The following is a 17738-nucleotide window of genomic DNA, read 5'->3' on the forward strand; positions in this document are numbered from 1 at the left end:
CGGGACCCCTCGGCGCCTCACGGCCACCGGCGGGTGGGACCGAGGTCCCGCCTGACATGGTACGCACCCTGCCGCCCGGACGGCGGGTGCCGCCCCGGGCAGGACCGCGGCCCGGGCAGTGAGATGGGTCGCACCCGCAGGTCGCACCGGCCCCCGTAGCGCCCCGGACGTCATGGCAAGCGATTGCCACCACCGTGGACCGCGTGAGCGGGACGCCTGCGGTGCGCTATAGGCTCGCCGTCAGCAGACATCCCCGTCCGACGATGCGACGGGGCCCCAGCCGGACGCACCGCTCCCCCGCGGCCGCTGCCCGGAGACGCTCGGAACGACGCCCCGCGCGTGCGGGACGGGAATGAGGTGCGGTGAACGCGAAGGCTCCCCTGGCCACGAACGTCGGCTGGTCAGACCTGGACCTGCGGGCGGTGGACACCACCCGCGTGCTCGCGGCGGACGCGGTCGAGAAGGTCGGCAACGGGCACCCCGGGACGGCGATCAGCCTCGCTCCCGCCGCCTACCTGCTGTACCAGACCGTCATGCGGCACGACCCGACCGACCCGCACTGGCTCGGCCGCGACCGGTTCGTGCTGTCGGCGGGGCACTCCAGCCTCACCCAGTACATCCAGCTGTACCTCGCAGGCTTCGGCCTCGAGCTCGAGGACATCGAGGCGCTGCGCACCTGGGGCTCCAAGACGCCCGGGCACCCCGAGTTCCGGCACACCGCCGGGGTGGAGATCACCACCGGCCCGCTCGGGCAGGGCCTGGCCTCGGCCGTCGGCTTCGCGATGGCGGCGCGGCGCGAGCGCGGCCTGCTCGACCCCGAGGCCGCGCCCGGCACCAGCCCGTTCGACCACCACGTCTACGTCATCGCCTCCGACGGCGACCTGCAGGAGGGCGTGACGAGCGAGGCCTCCTCGATCGCCGGCACCCAGGAGCTCGGGAACCTCGTCGTGCTGTGGGACGACAACCACATCTCGATCGAGGGCGACACGCAGATCGCGTTCACCGAGGACGTCCTGGCGCGCTACGAGTCCTACGGCTGGCACGTGCAGTACGTCGACTGGACCGTCGGCGGTGAGTACCGCGAGGACGTCGACGCGCTGCACGCCGCGATCGAGGCCGCGAAGGCCGTCACCGACAAGCCCTCGTTCATCGGCCTGCGCACGCTCATCGCGTGGCCCACGCCCGGCAAGACCGACGACCACTCGTCGCACGGCTCCAAGCTGGGCACGGACGCCATCCGGGGCCTCAAGGAGATCCTCGGCTTCGACCCCGAGCGGACCTTCGAGGTGGCGCCCGAGGTCATCGCCCACACACGGTCCCTCGCCGACCGCGCGGCCACCGCACGCGCCATCTGGCAGGAGTCGTTCGACGCGTGGGCCGCGGCGAACCCCGACCGCAAGGCGCTGCTCGACCGGCTGCGCACGGACACCCTGCCCGAGGGCTGGACGGACGCCCTGCCGACGTTCCCCGCAGGCAAGTCCGTCGCGACGCGCGCCGCGTCCGGCGAGGTCCTGTCCGCGCTGGCCCCGGTCCTGCCGGAGCTGTGGGGCGGGTCGGCGGACCTCGCCGGGTCGAACAACACGACGATGAAGGGTGAGCCGTCCTTCCTGCCGGCGCACCGCTCGTCGCACGAGTTCGCCGGCGACCAGTACGGCCGCACGCTGCACTTCGGCATCCGCGAGCACGCGATGGGCGCGATCCTGTCGGGCATCCGGCTGCACGGCCTGACCCGGCCCTACGGCGGCACGTTCTTCACGTTCTCGGACTACATGCGCGGCGCCGTGCGTCTCGCGGCGCTCATGGGCGTCAACGTCACGTACGTGTGGACCCACGACTCGATCGGCCTGGGCGAGGACGGCCCGACGCACCAGCCGATCGAGCACCTCACCGCCGTGCGGGCGATCCCGGGCCTGGCCGTCGTCCGGCCCGCCGACGCCAACGAGACCGCCGCGGCCTGGCGGGCCACGCTCGAGCGCACCGACGGTCCCGTCGCGCTCGTGCTGACCCGGCAGAACGTCCCGACGTTCCCGCGCGGCGAGGAGGGCTTCGCCACCACCGAGGGCCTGGCCCGCGGCGCGTACGTGCTGCTCGAGGCGACGGGCGGCACGCCGGACGTCGTGCTCATCGGCACCGGCTCGGAGGTCCAGCTCGCGGTCGAGGCGCGCACGACGCTCGAGGCCGCGGGGATCGCCACCCGGGTCGTGTCCGCCCCGTGCCTCGAGTGGTTCGCCGAGCAGGACGAGGAGTACCGCGAGTCGGTGCTGCCCTCGTCGGTGCGCGCTCGCGTGTCGGTCGAGGCCGGCATCGCGCTGTCGTGGCACAAGATCGTCGGTGACGCGGGTCGCTCGGTGTCGATCGAGCACTACGGCGCCTCGGCCGACGCCGCGACGCTGTACCGGGAGTTCGGGATCACCGCCGAGGCCGTCGTGGCCGCGGCGCACGAGTCGGTCGCGGCGGCGCGTGGGGCGCACGACCCGTCCGGCACCCCCGGCACCCCGACGGAGTCGGGGACGGGCGACCTGCCCGCCTGACGCACGACCGTGGCGGGGCCGGCACGCCGCCGGCCCCGCCACGTGCAGGACCGATCCACCTCGTGGACGAAGGGGAACGACCATGACCTCCAGCACCACCCCCCTGCACGCGCTGCGGGACGCCGGCGTCGCCGTCTGGCTCGACGACCTGTCCCGGCAGCGGATCGCCTCCGGCGGGCTGGCCGACCTCGTCGCGCGCGGCGTGGTCGGCGTGACGACGAACCCGACGATCTTCGCCTCCGCGCTGGCGACCGGCGACGCCTACGACGAGCAGCTGCGCACGCTCGCGGCCGACGGCGTCGCCGTCGAGGAGGCCGTCACGCGCATCACGACGGACGACGTGCGCGACGCGTGCGACGTCCTGCGGCCCGTGCACGAGGCGACCGGCGGCGTCGACGGCCGGGTGTCGATCGAGGTCGACCCGCGGCTCGCCCGCGACACCGCGGCCACGATCGCGTCCGCACAGACGCTGTGGTCGCAGATCGGGCGGCCGAACCTGTACATCAAGATCCCGGCGACCGTCGAGGGCCTGCCGGCGATCACCGCCGCGCTGGCGCAGGGCATCAGCGTCAACGTCACGCTGATCTTCTCGCTGCAGCGCTACCGCGCGGTGCTCGACGCGTTCGTCGACGGCCTGGAGCAGGCGCACGCCGCCGGGATCGACCTGGCCCCCATCGGCTCGGTCGCGTCCTTCTTCGTCTCGCGCGTCGACGCCGCGATCGACCCGCGGCTCGACGCCCTCGGCTCCGACGAGGCGGCCGCGCTGCGCGGCACCGCGGCCATCGCGAACGCACGGCTCGCGTGGGGCGTGTACCAGGACGTGGTCGCCGGGGAGCGCTGGCAGGCCCTCGCCGCCGCCGGCGCACGCCCCCAGCGCCCGCTGTGGGCGTCCACGGGCGTGAAGGACCCGGCGTACCCCGACACGCGGTACGTCGACGACTTGGTCGTGGCCGGCACCGTCAACACGATGCCGGAGAAGACCCTCGACGCGGTCGCCGACCACGGCGACGTGCGCGGCGACACCGTCACCGGCACGCAGGACGCCTCGGCGGCGCTGCTGGACCGCATCGAGGCGCTCGGCATCTCGGTCGACGAGGTCACGGAGCAGCTCGAGGTCGAGGGCCTGCAGAAGTTCGAGGCGTCGTGGGCCGAGCTGCTCGGCACCGTCGAGGCGGGTCTCGCGCGCGTCGCCGGGCCCGCAGAGGCCGGCAGGTGAGCCCGGCGAAGGTCGGGCCGGACCACAACCCGCTGCGCGACGCCCGGGACCGCCGCCTCCCGCGGATCGCCGGACCCTGCGGCCTGGTCATCTTCGGCGTGACCGGCGACCTCGCGCGCAAGAAGCTCATGCCGGCGGTGTACGACCTCACCAACCGTGGGCTGCTGCCCCCCGGCTTCGCGCTCACCGGGTTCGCCCGCCGCGACTGGGAGACCCAGGACTTCGAGCAGGTCGTCCACGACTCCGTGAAGCAGTACGCCCGCACGCCCTTCCGCGAGGCCACCTGGCGCCAGCTGTCCGAGGGCATCCGGTTCGTCCAGGGCACGTTCGACGACGCCGCCGCCTTCGACCAGCTGCGCACGACCGTCGAGGAGCTCGACGTCACTCGCGGGACCGGGGGGAACCACGCGTTCTACCTGTCGGTCCCGCCCTCGTCGTTCCCCGTGGTCTGCGAGCAGCTCGCGCGCTCCGGGCTCTCGCAGCCGCAGGAGGGCACCTGGCGACGCGTCGTCATCGAGAAGCCCTTCGGGCACGACCTGGAGTCGGCCCGCGAGCTCAACGACATCGTGTCCCAGGTCTTCCGCCCCGACGACATCTTCCGCATCGACCACTACCTGGGCAAGGAGACGGTCCAGAACCTGCTGGCGCTGCGCTTCGCGAACCAGCTGTTCGAGCCGATCTGGAACGGCAACCACGTGGACCACGTGCAGATCACGATGGCCGAGGACATCGGGATCGGCGGGCGTGCGGGGTACTACGACGGCATCGGTGCCGCTCGCGACGTCATCCAGAACCACCTGCTGCAGCTGCTGGCCCTCACCGCGATGGAGGAGCCGGTCTCGTTCGACGCGGCCTCCCTGCGCGCCGAGAAGACCAAGGTGCTCTCCGCGCTGCGGCTGCCGCGCGACCTCGGTCGCCACACCGCCCGCGGGCAGTACACCGCCGGCTGGCAGGGCGGCGAGAAGGTCGTGGGCTACGCGGACGAGGAGGGCTTCAACCCCGAGTCCACCACCGAGACGTATGCCGCGATCCGCGTCGACATCGACACCCGCCGCTGGGCGGGCGTGCCGTTCTACCTGCGGACCGGCAAGCGGCTCGGCCGGCGCGTCACCGAGATCGCCGTGGTGTTCAAGAAGGCGCCGCACCTGCCGTTCGAGGCGACCGCGGCCACCGAGCTCGGCAAGAACGCCCTGGTCATCCGCGTGCAGCCCGACGAGGGCGTGACGCTGCGCTTCGGCGCCAAGGTGCCCGGCACCGCGATGGAGGTCCGCGACGTCACGATGGACTTCGGGTACGGGCACTCGTTCACGGAGTCCTCGCCCGAGGCGTACGAGCGCCTCATCCTCGACGTCCTGCTCGGCGACCCGCCGCTGTTCCCGCAGCACGAGGAGGTCGAGCTCTCCTGGAAGATCCTCGACCCGGTCACCGCGTACTGGGCCTCCAAGGGCAAGCCCGACGAGTACCGCGCCGGGACCTGGGGCCCGGCGTCCGCCGACGAGATGATGGCCCGCGACGGACGCGCCTGGAGGCTGCCGTGATCATCGACATGCCGGACACCAGCACCCGGGACATCAACCGCCGGCTGCTCAAGGAGCGCGAGGAGGGCGGCGCGGTCGCGCTCGGACGCGTCCTGACCCTCATCATCGACGCCGACGCCCACGACCCCGAGGACGCCATCGAGGCGGCGAACGCGGCCAGCCGCGAGCACCCGTGCCGGATCATCGTCATCACCGAGCGCACGGGCGACCAGGACTCCGCCCTGGACGCCCAGATCCGCCTCGGCGGCGACGCCGGCGCCAGCGAGGTCGTCGTGCTGCGGATCTCCGGAGGTGTCACCCGGCACGTCGACACGCTGGTCATGCCGTTGCTGCTGCCCGACGCCCCGATCGTCGTCTGGTGGCCGTACGACGTGCCGGCGAACCCCGCCGAGCACCCGCTCGGACGCATGGCGCAGCGTCGCATCACCGACACGACGACCTGCTCGCGTCCCACCCGTGCGCTGCGCAACCTCGCCGGGGTCTACGCCGACGGCGACACCGACCTGGCGTGGACGCGTGCGACGCTGTGGCGCGGCCTCATCGCCGCGACCCTCGACCAGCCGCCCTTCGAGCCGGTGCACCGTGCCGTCGTCATCGGGGAGAGCACGCACCCCTCCGTCGACCTCATGGCCGCCTGGCTCGCCCAGTCGCTGCGGTGCCCCGTGGACATCGAGCGCGTCCCGGGCGCACCGGCGATCACGCAGGTGCGGCTCGTGCGGACGTCGGGCGACATCGTCCTCGACCGGCCCGACGGCAAGACCGCGGCGCTCCGCCAGCCCGACCAGCCGGAGCACCGCATCTCCCTGCCGATCCGCCAGCTGCGCGAGTGCCTCGTGGAGGAGCTGCGCCGCCTGGACGCCGACGAGATCTACGGCGAGGTCCTGCAGAAGGGCCTGGCCCGCATCGACGCCTGACCCCGGTCGGGGGCGCCGCCGGTGCGCCCGACCCCGCGACGACGGCCCGGCGGCGCCGGGCTCCGGAGGAGACGCATGAGCCCCGCCCCGCCCGAGGTCCTCGTCCACCCCGACGCCGACGTGCTCGCCGCCGCGACGGCGGCACGCCTGCTGACGCGGATCGTCGACCTGCAGTCGCACCGGTCCCCCGTGCACGTCGTGCTCACCGGCGGCACCGTCGGCATCGCGGCCCTGCGGGCCGTCGCCGCGTCCCCTGTCCGGGACGCGGTGGACTGGTCGGGCGTGCACCTGTGGTGGGGCGACGAGCGCTTCCTGCCCGACGGGGACCCCGACCGCAACGAGACGCAGGCGCGCGACGCGCTGCTCACCGCGCTGGGACCTGCGCTCCCCCACCGCAACGTCCATCCCGTTCCCGGGCCGGGCGCCGACGTGCCCGACGGCGAGACCGCTGCCCGCCGGTACGCCGCCGAGCTGCGGGCGCACGCGACCGGCGACGCCCTCGCGCCCCGGTTCGACGTGCTGCTGCTGGGCATGGGGCCGGACGGGCACGTCGCGTCGCTGTTCCCCGGCCGCCCGGCGCTGTTCGAGGCTCACGCTCTGGTGGTGGCCGAGCACGACTCCCCCAAGCCGCCGTCGGAGCGGGTGTCGCTGACGTTCCCGCTGGTGCAGTCGGCCCGCGAGGTGTGGGTCGTCGCCGCCGGGGCCGAGAAGGCCCCGGCCGTGGCGCGCGCGCTGGCGGGCGACGACGTCCGCGCGACCCCGGCCGCCGGGGCCCACGGGACCGACCGCACCCTGTGGCTGCTCGACGTGGCGGCCGCCGCCGCGCTGCCGGGCACCGACACCGCGGCTCCGGGGTCCGCCGCGGCCGAGCCGGCGCCCGGGCGGCGACCGACGACGTCCGCGGCGGAGGCGACGTGGGCAGCGGTCGACGCGTACGTCGGGCCCCTCGTCGACGAGCCCGCACCCGCCGCGGACGTGCGGCGCGCGGCCGCCGCGGCCGGCCTGCCCGACATCGCGGTGAGCGCGGCTCAGGGACGGCTGCTCGACGTCCTCGCCCGCGCCGTCGGCGCGCGGCGCGTGCTGGAGATCGGCACCCTCGGCGGCTACAGCACGTGGTGGCTGGCGCAGGCGGTGCGCGGCGGCGGACGGGTCGTGACGCTCGAGATCGACGAGACGCACGCGCACACCGCCCGGCGCTCGCTCGCCGAGGCCGGGCTGGCGGACCGGGTGGACGTCGTGGTGGGGCCGGCGCTCGACTCCCTCGCCGCGCTGACCGCCGCCGGCACCGAGCCCTTCGACCTCGTCTTCGTCGACGCCGACAAGCAGCGGCTCGCCGACTACATGGACGGCGCCCTCGCGCTGTCCCGGCCCGGCACCCTCGTCGTGGTCGACAACGTCGTGCGGGCCGGGGGCGTCATCGACCCCGACCACCCGGACGACCGTGTCCAGGGCGTGCGCACGTTCCTCACCCGCGCCGCGCAGGAGGGCCGTGTCACCGGGACGGTCGTGCAGACCGTCGGCGAGAAGGGCTACGACGGGTTCGCGCTGCTCCTCGTGCACTGACGCGGACGCACCGCCTCGCGCACGCGCGGCCGGGCTGCCCCGGCACAGGTCGCGGACGCGGGAGGTCTCAGCGACCCCGTCGTGCCCGCAGCGCGGCGAGCGCCTCGTCGAGGATCGCGGCGCCGTCCTCCTCGCTGCGCCGCTCCTTCACGTACGCGAGGTGGGTCTTGTACGGCTCGTTCCGCACGGGCGCCGGCGGGGACTCGGGGTCCTGCCCGGCGGGGAAGCCGCAGCGCGGGCAGTCCCACGTGGCAGGTGCCTCCTCGGCGGCCTCCTCCGCGAAGCTGGGCCGCGTCTCGTGGCCGTTCGCGCACCAGTAGGAGATCCACACGCGCGGAGCCGCGTCGCCGCGTTCGGCCTCGCCCATCGGGCCGGCCCCCACGCGCGACCCCCTGATCGCACTCCCGCTCGCCATGGCCAGGTCCCCTTACTCCGAGAACTTCTCGATGAGGCCGAGCAGGACGATCATGACCGTCCACAGCAGGGCGACCGCGACCGTGATCCGGTTGAGGTTGCGCTCGGCGACCCCGGACGAGCCGGCGCCGGCCGTGATGCCACCGCCGAACATGTCCGACAGGCCGCCGCCCTTGCCCTTGTGCAGCAGCACCAGCGGGACGAGCAGCAGGCTCATGAGAACCAGCAGCACCTGGAGGGTGATACGAAGGCCAGTCACGTCGGTGGGATTCCTCACTCGGGCGGTTCGGTGCAGCGGTGCGCCGGGCCACGATCGGCGGCGGAGCGTGTGGTGCCGGTGGTGCCAGGCGGTCGTCGTCGGCAGGGTGCGTCGACGTGGTGACCGCGGTACAGGGTAGGCGACGCGGGGCGGTGCGTTCCACCACCGCGCCACCCGTGGGACGACCGGCGCCGGGACCGGCCGGCCGCGGGGCGGCGGCCGATCCCGGCGACGGGCTCAGGCGACGGTGTGCGCCTGGTACCGCGCGATCTTCGCGAACTCCTCGGGGTCGAGGCTCGCACCGCCGACGAGGGCGCCGTCCACGTCCGGCTTGGCCATGATCGACGCGACGTTCGACGACTTCACCGAACCGCCGTACAGCACGCGCACGGCGTCGGCCGTCAGCTGGTCGTAGAGCTCGGCGATCCGCACGCGGATCGCCTCGCACAGCTCCTGGGCGTCCTCGGGCGTCGCCGTCTCACCGGTGCCGATGGCCCAGACGGGCTCATAGGCGACCACGAGGCCGGCGACCTGCGCCGCGCTGAGGCCCTCGAGCGCGCCGTCGAGCTGCGCGAGCGTGTGGGGCACGTGCTCGCCCGCCTTGCGCACCTCGAGCGGCTCGCCCACGCACAGGATCGGGACCAGCCCGGCGGACAGGGCCGACCTCACCTTGGCGTTGACGAGCGCGTCGTCCTCGTGGTGGAGCTGCCGGCGCTCGGAGTGGCCGACCGCGACGTACGTGACGCCCAGCTTCGCGAGGAACAGCGGGGAGATCTCCCCGGTGTAGGCCCCGGACTCGTGCGCCGAGACGTCCTGCGCGCCGTAGACGATCTCCAGCTTGTCCGCGTCCACGAGCGTCTGCACGCTGCGCAGGTCGGTGAACGGCGGCAGCACGGCGACCTCGACGGCCGCGTAGTCGTGCTTGGCGTCCTTGAGGGTCCACGCCAGCTTCTGCACAGTGTGGGTGGCCTGGTGGTGGTCCAGGTTCATCTTCCAGTTGCCCGCCATCAGCGGGGTACGGGTGCCTGCCATGCGTCAGTCCTCCAGGACGGCGATGCCGGGGAGGGTCTTGCCCTCGAGGAACTCCAGGGACGCGCCGCCGCCCGTGGAGATGTGGCCGAAGCCGGCCTCGTCGAAGCCGAGCGTGCGCACGGCAGCCGCCGAGTCGCCGCCGCCGACGATCGTGAACCCGCCGCGGGTGCCCGCGTCGACCAGTGCCTGCGCGACGGCACGGGTGCCGTTCGCGAACGCCTCGAACTCGAACACGCCGGCCGGGCCGTTCCACACCACGGTCTTGGCGTCGACGATCTTCGAGGCGAACAGCTCGGCGCTGCGCGGGCCGATGTCCAGGCCCATCTCGTCGGCCGGGATCGCGTCGATCCCGACGACCGTGGCGGGTGCGTCGGCCGCGAACTGCGGCGCGACGACGACGTCGACGGGCAGGACGATCTCGACGCCCTTCTCCTGCGCGAGGGCGAGGTAGCCCTTGACCGTCTCGATCTGGTCCTGCTCGAGCAGGCTCTTGCCGACCGCGTGGCCCTGCGCCGCGAGGAACGTGAACAGCATGCCGCCGCCGATGAGCAGCCGGTCCGCCTTGCTGAGCAGATTCTCGATGACGCCCAGCTTGTCGGAGACCTTGGACCCGCCCAGGACCACGACGTAGGGGCGCGCAGGGTCGTCCGTCGCCTTGCGCAGCGACTCGACCTCCTTGAGCACGAGCTGGCCCACGGCGTGCGGCACGCGCTGCGCGACGTCGTACACCGACGCCTGCTTGCGGTGCACCACGCCGAAGCCGTCGGACACGTAGGCGTCGACCAGGGCCGCGAGCTCGTCGGCGAGGGCACCGCGCTCGGCCTCGTCCTTGGACGTCTCCCGCGCGTCGAACCGGACGTTCTCCAGGAGGGCGATCTGCCCGTCCTCGAGAGCGGCCACGGTCGCCTTGGCCGAGTCGCCGACGAGGTCGTCGGCCAGCGCGACGTCCTGGCCCAGCAGCTCGCCGAGGCGGGCCGCGACCGGGGCGAGGGAGTACTTCGCCTCCGGCGCACCCTTCGGGCGGCCGAGGTGGGCGACCACGACGACGCGCGCACCCCGGGCCAGCAGCGCCTGGAGCGTCGGCAGCGCGGCACGGATCCGGCCGTCGTCGGTGATGGTGGTGCCGTCGAGCGGCACGTTGAAGTCGGATCGGACGAGGACGCGCTTGCCGCGCAGGTCGCCGAGGTCGTCGATGGTCTTCATGGTCTCCTACCAGGCTGCCGCCGGCCGCGGGCCGACGTGCGGGGGTCCCTCCCCGGCGCGCCGCCGGGGCCGTGCGGGTGGGGCGTCACGCCCCTGACATGCCGGCGTCCGCGTGCGCCGGGCCGACGGCCTCGGCGCACGCGGACGCATGGGTGGACGGCTCGACGTCAGAGACGCGCGCCCACGTACTCCGTGAGCTTGACGAGGCTGGAGCTGTAGCCCCACTCGTTGTCGTACCAGGCGATGATCTTGACCAGGTCACCGCTCACCTTGGTGAGCTTCGCGTCGAAGATGCTCTGGTGCGGGTTGGTGACGATGTCCGAGGACACGATCTCGTCCTCGGTGTACTCCAGCGTGCCCTTGAGCGAGCCCTCGGCGGCCGCCTTGACCGCGGCGTTGACCTCCTCGACCGTGACCTCGCGCGAGGCGGTGAAGGTCAGGTCGGTGGCCGAGCCGGTGATCGTCGGCACGCGCAGCGCGAAGCCGTCCAGCTTGCCCTTGAGCTCGGGCAGCACGAGCGCCACGGCCTTGGCCGCACCCGTCGTGGTCGGGACGATGTTCTGCGCGGCCGCGCGGGCGCGACGCAGGTCCTTGTGGGGACCGTCCTGCAGGTTCTGGTCACCGGTGTACGCGTGGATCGTGGTCATGAGACCGCGCTCGATGCCGATCGCGTCGTTGAGCGCCTTGGCCACGGGGGCGAGGCAGTTCGTCGTGCACGACGCGTTCGAGATGATGTGCTGCGTGGCCGGGTCGTAGTCGGTGTGGTTCACGCCGACGACGAACGTGCCGTCCTCGTTCTTGGCCGGGGCCGAGATGATGACCTTCTTGGCGCCGGCGTCGATGTGCGCCTTCGCCTTGGTCGCGTCCGTGAAGAAGCCCGTGGACTCGATGACGATGTCCGCGCCCAGCGCTGCCCAGGGCAGGTCCGCCGGGTTCCGCTCGGCGAGTGCCCGGATCGGCTTGCCGTCGACGATGATGTTCTCGTCGTCGTAGTCCACGCTCTGGGGGAAGACGCCCAGGACCGTGTCGTACTTCAGCAGGTGGGCCAGGGTCTTGTTGTCCGTCAGGTCGTTGACACCGACGATCTCGATGTCGGCCCCCGAGGCCAGGATGGCGCGGTAGAAGTTCCGCCCGATGCGGCCGAAGCCGTTGATGCCGACCTTGATGGTCACTTGCCCTCCTCGGCACGCGCCGTTCAAAGCCGGCGCACACAGTTGGTGTTCGGTCACGCACGCCGCTGTGCGTCCCGACCGCCACTGACCACGACCGGCCGGGTCGTGCCCAGCGCGTTGCGTCCTCGTTGCGATCGGATGACCCGAGCCTATACCCCGAGGCGCGGGGACCGTCCAAGACGAAGGTCCACCCTCCTGGGCCGTTCGCATGCTGGACCATCCGGCCCGCTCGCCACCCCGCGTCGCGGGTGGCGACGTCTCACAGGTCGAGCAGGTCCGGGCTCAGGCCGGCCTCGGTGTCCGGGATCCCGAGCTCGGCCGCCCGCCGGTCGGCCGTCGCCAGGAGCCGGCGGATGCGACCGGCGACGGCGTCCTTGGTCAGCGGCGGGTCCGCCAGCTTGCCCAGCTCCTCGAGCGACGCCTCCTTGTGCGCGAGCCGCAGCTCGCCGGCCTGCCGCAGGTGCTCGGGCAGGTCGTCGCCGAGGATCTCGAACGCCCGGTCGACGCGGGCGCCGGCGGCGACGGCCGCGCGCGCCGAGCGCCGCAGGTTCGCGTCGTCGAAGTTGGCCAGACGGTTGGCGGTCCCGCGCACCTCGCGGCGCACCCGTCGCTCCTCCCACACGAGCATCGCGTCGTGCGCCCCCAGACGCGTGAGCATGACCCCGATCGCGTCACCGTCGCGGATCACGACGCGGTCCACGCCGCGCACGTCCCGCGCCTTGGCGGCCACGCCGAGCCGTCGCGCGGCGCCGACCAGCGCGAGCGCCGCCTCCGGGCCGGGGCACGTCACCTCGAGCGACGACGACCGGCCGGGCTCGGTCAGCGAGCCGTGCGCGAGGAACGCGCCGCGCCAGGCGGCCTCCGCCTCGCCGATGCCCGCGGACACCACCTGCGGCGGCAGGCCCCGCACCGGACGGCCGCGGTTGTCCAGCAGGCCCGTCTGGCGTGCCAGGGACTCACCGTCCTTCACCACGCGCACGACGTAGCGGCTCCCGCGGCGCAGACCACCGGCGGACACCACGATGATGTCGCTCTCGTGCCCGTACACCTCGGCGATCGCCTGCCGCAGGCGCCGTGCGGCGATCCCGGTGTCCAGCTCCGCCTCGATGACGATGCGCCCGGAGATGATGTGCAGCCCGCCGGCGAACCGCAGGGTCGCCGAGATCTCCGCCTTGCGGCAGGAGGTCCTGTCCACCTTCAGCCGGGCGAGCTCGTCCTTCACCTGTGCCGTCAGCGCCATGGCGTCATCCTGCCACTGCCACCCGGGTGGTCGTGACCGTCCTGTGACCCGTCACTCCTGGGTGTCACCGCTGCCGGTCGCGCGCCCGGCGCGGGTCCCGACGTCCCCGAGGTAGTCCTCGACCACGTCGCGCAGCGCGGCCGCGAGGCGCAGGGGGTCGTGCACCGCACTCTGGTCGCCGCGGCGCACCTGGCGGACCAGGAGCCGGCTGCCCATCGCCGCGCACAGCTCCGACAGCTCCCCCACGTCGTCGAGCGTCAGCGGGTCCGCGACCACGGCGTGCACGGGCAGCCGGGGTGCGTGCGCACGCAGCACCGCCAGGTGGTCGACGGTGCGCATGCCGGCCGTCTCGTCGTCGGGGCTCAGGTTGAGGACGACCACGATGCGCGCCGTCGTCTCCAGCAGGGCCGCGCGCAGCTGCGGGACCAGCAGGTGCGGCAGGACGGACGAGTACCAGGACCCGGGCCCCAGGACGACCCAGTCGGCCTCGCGCACCGCCGCCACGGCCTCGGCGCAGGCGGGCGGGTCGACCGGGTGGATGCGCAGCTGCTCGATCCGGTGCTCGGTCACGGCGACCTGCGTCTGGCCGCGCACCACCTGCCGCTGCCCGTCGGCCGTGCGCACGTCCGCCTCGATGCGCAGCGGCACGGACGCCATGGGCAGCACGCGCCCGCGTGCGCCCAGGAGCCGACCCACGAGGTCCAGGCCCTCGACGGTGTCGCCCAGCAGCTCCCAGAGCGCGACGATCAGGAGGTTCCCCACCGAGTGCTGGTCGAGCGGCCCTGCGGTGGCGAAGCGGTGCTGCAGCAGGTCGCGCCACGTGCGACCCCACTCCGAGTCGTCGCACAGGGCGGACAGCGCCATCCGCAGGTCGCCGGGCGGCAGCACGCCCATCTCGTCGCGGAGCCGGCCCGACGACCCGCCGTCGTCCGCGACCGTCACCACGGCGGTGATCCGGTCCGTCATCAGCCGCAGCGCCGACAGGGACGCCGACAGGCCGTGGCCCCCGCCGAGCGCGACGACCGCCGGCCGCGTCGGGTCACCGAACCGGCTCACCGGCGACGCGCTCACTCCTTGCCCAGGTCCCGCGCCGTCACCTGCACCCGGTGGCCGCGCTCGCGCAGCCGTGCGCCCACCGCCTCGCTGATCGCCACGGAGCGGTGCTTGCCCCCCGTGCAGCCCACGGCGATCGTGGCGTACCGCTTCTCCTCGTGCAGGTAGCCCGCGAGCACGGGCTCGAGCGCGTCGACGTACCGCTCGACGAACGTCGTCGCCCCCGGCAGGCCGAGCACGTAGTCCCGGACGGGTGCGTCGCGGCCCGACAGGTGCCGCAGCTCGGTGATCCAGTACGGGTTGGCCAGGAACCGCACGTCGACGACGTGGTCGGCGTCCAGCGGGATGCCGTACTTGAACCCGAACGACAGGACGGACAGGTGCAGCACGTCGTCGCCGGGGCCCGCGACGCCGGCGCGCACGACGCGCGCCAGGTCGTGCACGTTGAGGTCGGAGGTGTCGATGACCGTGTCGGCCCGCTCGCGCAGGTCCGACAGGAGCGCACGCTCGTGCGCGATGCCGTCGAGGATGCGACCGTCGCCCTGCAGGGGGTGCGGGCGGCGCACCTGCTCGAACCGTCGCACCAGGACCTCGTCGGAGGAGTCGAGGAACAGCAGCCGCAGCTCGACGCCGGCGCCCTGCAGGTGGTCCAGCACCCCGGTGAGCGCGGCGAAGTACTCCCGCCCGCGCACGTCGATCACCGCGGCGAGGCGCCGCGCGCCGGTGCCGACGGGCCCGCTGGTGAGCATGCCGACCAGGTGCGTGAGCATCTGCGCCGGCAGGTTGTCGACGACGTACCAGCCCAGGTCCTCCAGCACGGCAGCCGTGCGGGTGCGCCCCGCCCCCGACATGCCGGTGATGACCAGGACCTGCGGCTGCTCGAGCACGGGCGACTCGGCGGCCGCCTCGAGGGCGGGGATGCCCGAGGGCACCGTGATCGGCGAGGGCTCGCTCATGCCTCCAGGATGCCAGGCTCGCCCGCGGGCGACCCGCCGGACCCGCCGGTGGCGTCGGCTCCCGCCGCGTTCTGACCGACCGTGCCGGCGAGCGCGGCGACCACGGCCTCGGCCGTCCGCGCCCCCATGCCGGGCACGGTGGCGATCTCCTCCGCGGACGCGGCCCGCAGCCGCTTGACGGAGCCGAAGTGCCGCAGCAGCGCCGCCCGGCGGGCCGGGCCGAGACCGGGGACGTCGTCGAGCACCGACACCGTCATGCCCTTGCTGCGCCGCTTGCGGTGGGCCGTGATGGCGAACCGGTGCGCCTCGTCACGCACGCGCTGCAGCAGGTACAGACCCTCCGAGGCCCGCCGCAGGATCACGGGGTAGTCCTCCCCCGGCAGCCACACCTCCTCGAGCCGCTTGGCCAGTCCGCACAGCGCCACGTCGTCGATCCCGAGCTCGGCCAGCGCGGCCGCGGCGGCGGCGACCTGCGGCGGCCCGCCGTCGACGACGACGAGGTTCGGCGGGTAGGCGAACCTCGTCGGCCGGCCCGTGCGCTCGTCGACGGGGCCGCTGCGCGGTGCGTCGTCCTCCTCGCCGTCCCCCAGCTCCAGGTCGCGCGCGTCCGCGCGGTCCGCCAGGTAGCGCCGGAAGCGCCGCGTGATCACCTCGTGCATGGCCGCGGTGTCGTCGCGCGCACCCTGCCCCTGCGGGCCGCGGACCGTGAAGAGGCGGTACTCGTTCTTGCGCGCCAGGCCGTCCTCGAAGACGACCATCGACGCGGACTGGTAGGTGCCCTGGTTGTGCGACACGTCGTAGCACTCGATCCGCAACGGGGCGGACGGCAGGTCCAGCGCCTCCTGGATCTCGCGCAGTGCCATGCTGCGGGACGTGAGGTCACCTGCGCGGCGCGTGCGGTGCAGCGCGAGGGCGTGCTCGGCGTTGCGCCGCACGGTCGCGGCCAGCTCGCGCTTGTCCCCGCGCTGGGGGACGCGCACCTGCACCTTGCTCCCCCGCAGGCCCGTCAGCCAGGTCTGCACCTGCTCGACGTCCGTGGGGAGCACCGGGACCAGGACCTCCCGCGGCACCGCGGCGGTCGCCGACTCGGGGTCCTCGCTGCCGTACACCTGCTGCAGCAGGTGCTCCACGAGCGCACCGTCGTCGAGGTCCTCGACCTTCTCGACCACCCAGCCGCGCTGCCCGCGGATCCGCCCGTCGCGCACGTGGAACACCTGGACCGCGGCCTCCAGCTCGTCGCCGGCCATCGCGAAGACGTCGGCGTCGGTGCCGTCGGACAGCACGACCGCGTTCTTCTCGGTGGCCTTCTCGAGCGTCGCGATGTCGTCCCGCAGCCGCGCGGCGCGCTCGTAGTCGAGCTCGGACGCTGCGTCCTTCATCGCCCGCGTGAGACGCCGGGTGAAGCGGGCGGTGTCACCGGCCATGAAGTCGCAGAAGTCCTGGGCGAGCTGGTGGTGCTCGTCGACGCCGATCCGCCCCACGCAGGGCGCCGCGCACTTGTCGATGTACCCCAGCAGGCACGGGCGTCCCTGCTGGCGCGCGCGCTGGAAGACGCCGGCGGAGCACGTGCGGACCGGGAAGACGCGCAGCAGCAGGTCGACCGTCTCGCGGATCGCCCAGGCGTGCGCGTACGGACCGAAGTAGCGGGTGCCGCGGCGCTTCGCGCCCCGCATCACCTGGACGCGTGGCACCTCGTCGGCCATCGTGACCGCGAGGTACGGGTAGGACTTGTCGTCGCGGTACTTGACGTTGAAGCGGGGGTCGAACTCCTTGATCCAGGAGTACTCGAGCGCGAGGGCCTCGACCTCGGTCCCGACGACCGTCCACTGGACCGAGGCGGCGGTCGTCACCATCTGCTGCGTGCGGGGGTGCAGGCCCGCGAGGTCCTGGAAGTAGCTGTTGAGGCGGCTGCGCAGGCTCTTGGCCTTGCCGACGTAGACGACGCGGCCGTGCTCGTCCCGGAAGCGGTAGACGCCCGGGGCGTCCGGGATCTCCCCGGGGGCGGGTCGGTAGGTCGCGGGGTCGGCCATGCGCCCGAGCCTAGGTCCGGGGGCCGACAGCGCCGCGCCGTCGACCCGCCTCGGCCGAGCCCGGGCGCGCGGGTGTGACGCGCGCCACTAGGGTCGGGTCATGGGACAGCTCCTGCACCAGTTCTCGGTCGACCTGACGTGGACCGGCGCCCGTGACGCCGGGACGGCCACGTACACCTCGTACGGACGCGACCACACCCTGACGTCGGGCGCGCGCCCGGCGCTGCTGGGGACCTCCGACCCCGGATTCCGCGGCGATCCCGCACGGTGGTCCCCCGAGGACCTTCTCGTCGGGGCGCTCTCGCAGTGCCACATGCTGTGGTTCCTGCACCTCGCGGCGACCGCCGGCGTCGTGGTCGTCGGCTACACGGACTCCGCCTCGGGCACCATGCGCATCGAGGCGGCCGGCCACGGTCAGTTCACGGAGGTCGTGCTGCGTCCCCGCGTCACCGTGCGCAACGCGACGTTGGACGACGGCACGGTCGTCGACGACGAGCTGCTCGCAGGGATCCACCACAGCGCGCAGGAGCACTGCTTCATCGCCCGGTCCGTGAACTTCCCGGTCCGCCACGAGGCGGGGCCGCTGGTGCACGAGCCCTCCTCGGTCTGACCGGCAG

At 73.6% G+C, this 17738-nt stretch carries 15 protein-coding genes; 6 read left to right on the plus strand and 9 right to left on the minus strand.

What is annotated here, in order from left to right; all coding sequences use genetic code 11:
• The first annotated feature begins 362 nt into the window (after positions 1-362).
• From tkt to pgl, 5 genes are all read left to right on the plus strand, one after another.
• The gene (gene tkt, locus Cph01nite_RS05930) at positions 363-2531 is read left to right on the plus strand and encodes a transketolase (RefSeq protein ID WP_203672185.1); all 2169 of its coding nucleotides are present in this window, start codon (positions 363-365) and stop codon (positions 2529-2531) included.
• 82 nt (positions 2532-2613) lie between these two features.
• Complete coding sequence (gene tal / locus Cph01nite_RS05935; RefSeq protein WP_203672187.1) at positions 2614-3747, plus strand: transaldolase; 1134 nt, start codon at positions 2614-2616, stop codon at positions 3745-3747.
• A complete protein-coding gene (gene zwf / locus Cph01nite_RS05940; RefSeq protein ID WP_203672189.1) occupies positions 3744-5285 on the plus strand; it encodes a glucose-6-phosphate dehydrogenase in 1542 nt (513 codons plus the stop codon). The genes tal and zwf overlap by 4 nt, the downstream gene beginning before the upstream one ends.
• Positions 5282-6199: a glucose-6-phosphate dehydrogenase assembly protein OpcA gene (locus tag Cph01nite_RS05945; protein WP_203672191.1), complete on the plus strand. Its 918-nt coding sequence runs from the start codon at positions 5282-5284 to the stop codon at positions 6197-6199. The genes zwf and Cph01nite_RS05945 overlap by 4 nt, the downstream gene beginning before the upstream one ends.
• A gap of 75 nt (positions 6200-6274) precedes the next feature.
• Positions 6275-7762, plus strand: a complete 1488-nt coding sequence (gene pgl, locus Cph01nite_RS19315; protein WP_203672199.1) for a 6-phosphogluconolactonase — start codon at positions 6275-6277, stop codon at positions 7760-7762.
• Between the two features lie 67 nt (positions 7763-7829).
• On the opposite strand, the gene Cph01nite_RS05955 is transcribed toward pgl, so the two are convergent.
• The 9 genes from Cph01nite_RS05955 to uvrC form a co-directional block, all read right to left on the minus strand.
• Entirely contained in the window at positions 7830-8177 is a 348-nt protein-coding gene (locus tag Cph01nite_RS05955; protein ID WP_203672201.1) for an RNA polymerase-binding protein RbpA, read from the minus strand.
• A 12-nt stretch (positions 8178-8189) separates the two neighbouring features.
• Positions 8190-8435, minus strand: a complete 246-nt coding sequence (gene secG, locus Cph01nite_RS05960; RefSeq protein ID WP_203672203.1) for a preprotein translocase subunit SecG — start codon at positions 8433-8435, stop codon at positions 8190-8192.
• Positions 8436-8672: 237 nt separating this feature from the next.
• Complete coding sequence (gene tpiA, locus Cph01nite_RS05965) at positions 8673-9467, minus strand: triose-phosphate isomerase (RefSeq protein WP_203672205.1); 795 nt, start codon at positions 9465-9467, stop codon at positions 8673-8675.
• Positions 9468-9470: 3 nt separating this feature from the next.
• Positions 9471-10670 (minus strand): phosphoglycerate kinase, encoded by a 1200-nt coding sequence (locus Cph01nite_RS05970; protein WP_203672207.1) that lies wholly within the window; start codon positions 10668-10670, stop codon positions 9471-9473.
• 167 nt (positions 10671-10837) lie between these two features.
• Entirely contained in the window at positions 10838-11842 is a 1005-nt protein-coding gene (gene gap, locus Cph01nite_RS05975) for a type I glyceraldehyde-3-phosphate dehydrogenase (RefSeq protein WP_203672221.1), read from the minus strand.
• 259 nt (positions 11843-12101) lie between these two features.
• Positions 12102-13082, minus strand: coding sequence for a DNA-binding protein WhiA (gene whiA, locus Cph01nite_RS05980; protein ID WP_203672228.1), 981 nt, complete (start codon positions 13080-13082; stop codon positions 12102-12104).
• 51 nt (positions 13083-13133) lie between these two features.
• Positions 13134-14138, minus strand: coding sequence for a gluconeogenesis factor YvcK family protein (locus Cph01nite_RS05985; RefSeq protein WP_203672238.1), 1005 nt, complete (start codon positions 14136-14138; stop codon positions 13134-13136).
• A gap of 11 nt (positions 14139-14149) precedes the next feature.
• Positions 14150-15091: an RNase adapter RapZ gene (gene rapZ, locus Cph01nite_RS05990; RefSeq protein ID WP_203672245.1), complete on the minus strand. Its 942-nt coding sequence runs from the start codon at positions 15089-15091 to the stop codon at positions 14150-14152.
• Complete coding sequence (uvrC, locus tag Cph01nite_RS05995; protein WP_203672262.1) at positions 15088-17121, minus strand: excinuclease ABC subunit UvrC; 2034 nt, start codon at positions 17119-17121, stop codon at positions 15088-15090. The genes rapZ and uvrC overlap by 4 nt, the downstream gene beginning before the upstream one ends.
• Before the next feature lie 100 nt (positions 17122-17221).
• Here uvrC and Cph01nite_RS06000 point away from each other — a divergent pair, with 100 nt between their 5' ends.
• Positions 17222-17731, plus strand: coding sequence for an OsmC family protein (locus Cph01nite_RS06000; RefSeq protein WP_203672265.1), 510 nt, complete (start codon positions 17222-17224; stop codon positions 17729-17731).
• Positions 17732-17738: the final 7 nt, after the last annotated feature.

The sequence above is a fragment of the Cellulomonas phragmiteti genome (assembly GCF_016862775.1).
Classification (GTDB): domain Bacteria; phylum Actinomycetota; class Actinomycetes; order Actinomycetales; family Cellulomonadaceae; genus Cellulomonas; species Cellulomonas phragmiteti.

What these genes read in the sequence shown, in the direction of transcription:
- tal (WP_203672187.1), top strand. Translation starts at nt 2,614, where the DNA reads ATGACCTCCAGCACCACCCCCCTGCACGCGCTGCGGGACGCCGGCGTC.
- pgl (WP_203672199.1), top strand. Translation starts at nt 6,275, where the DNA reads ATGAGCCCCGCCCCGCCCGAGGTCCTCGTCCACCCCGACGCCGACGTG.
- Cph01nite_RS05955 (WP_203672201.1), bottom strand. Translation starts at nt 8,177, where the DNA reads ATGGCGAGCGGGAGTGCGATCAGGGGGTCGCGCGTGGGGGCCGGCCCG.
- tpiA (WP_203672205.1), bottom strand. Translation starts at nt 9,467, where the DNA reads ATGGCAGGCACCCGTACCCCGCTGATGGCGGGCAACTGGAAGATGAAC.
- Cph01nite_RS05970 (WP_203672207.1), bottom strand. Translation starts at nt 10,670, where the DNA reads ATGAAGACCATCGACGACCTCGGCGACCTGCGCGGCAAGCGCGTCCTC.
- whiA (WP_203672228.1), bottom strand. Translation starts at nt 13,082, where the DNA reads ATGGCGCTGACGGCACAGGTGAAGGACGAGCTCGCCCGGCTGAAGGTG.
- rapZ (WP_203672245.1), bottom strand. Translation starts at nt 15,091, where the DNA reads ATGAGCGAGCCCTCGCCGATCACGGTGCCCTCGGGCATCCCCGCCCTC.
- uvrC (WP_203672262.1), bottom strand. Translation starts at nt 17,121, where the DNA reads ATGGCCGACCCCGCGACCTACCGACCCGCCCCCGGGGAGATCCCGGAC.
- Cph01nite_RS06000 (WP_203672265.1), top strand. Translation starts at nt 17,222, where the DNA reads ATGGGACAGCTCCTGCACCAGTTCTCGGTCGACCTGACGTGGACCGGC.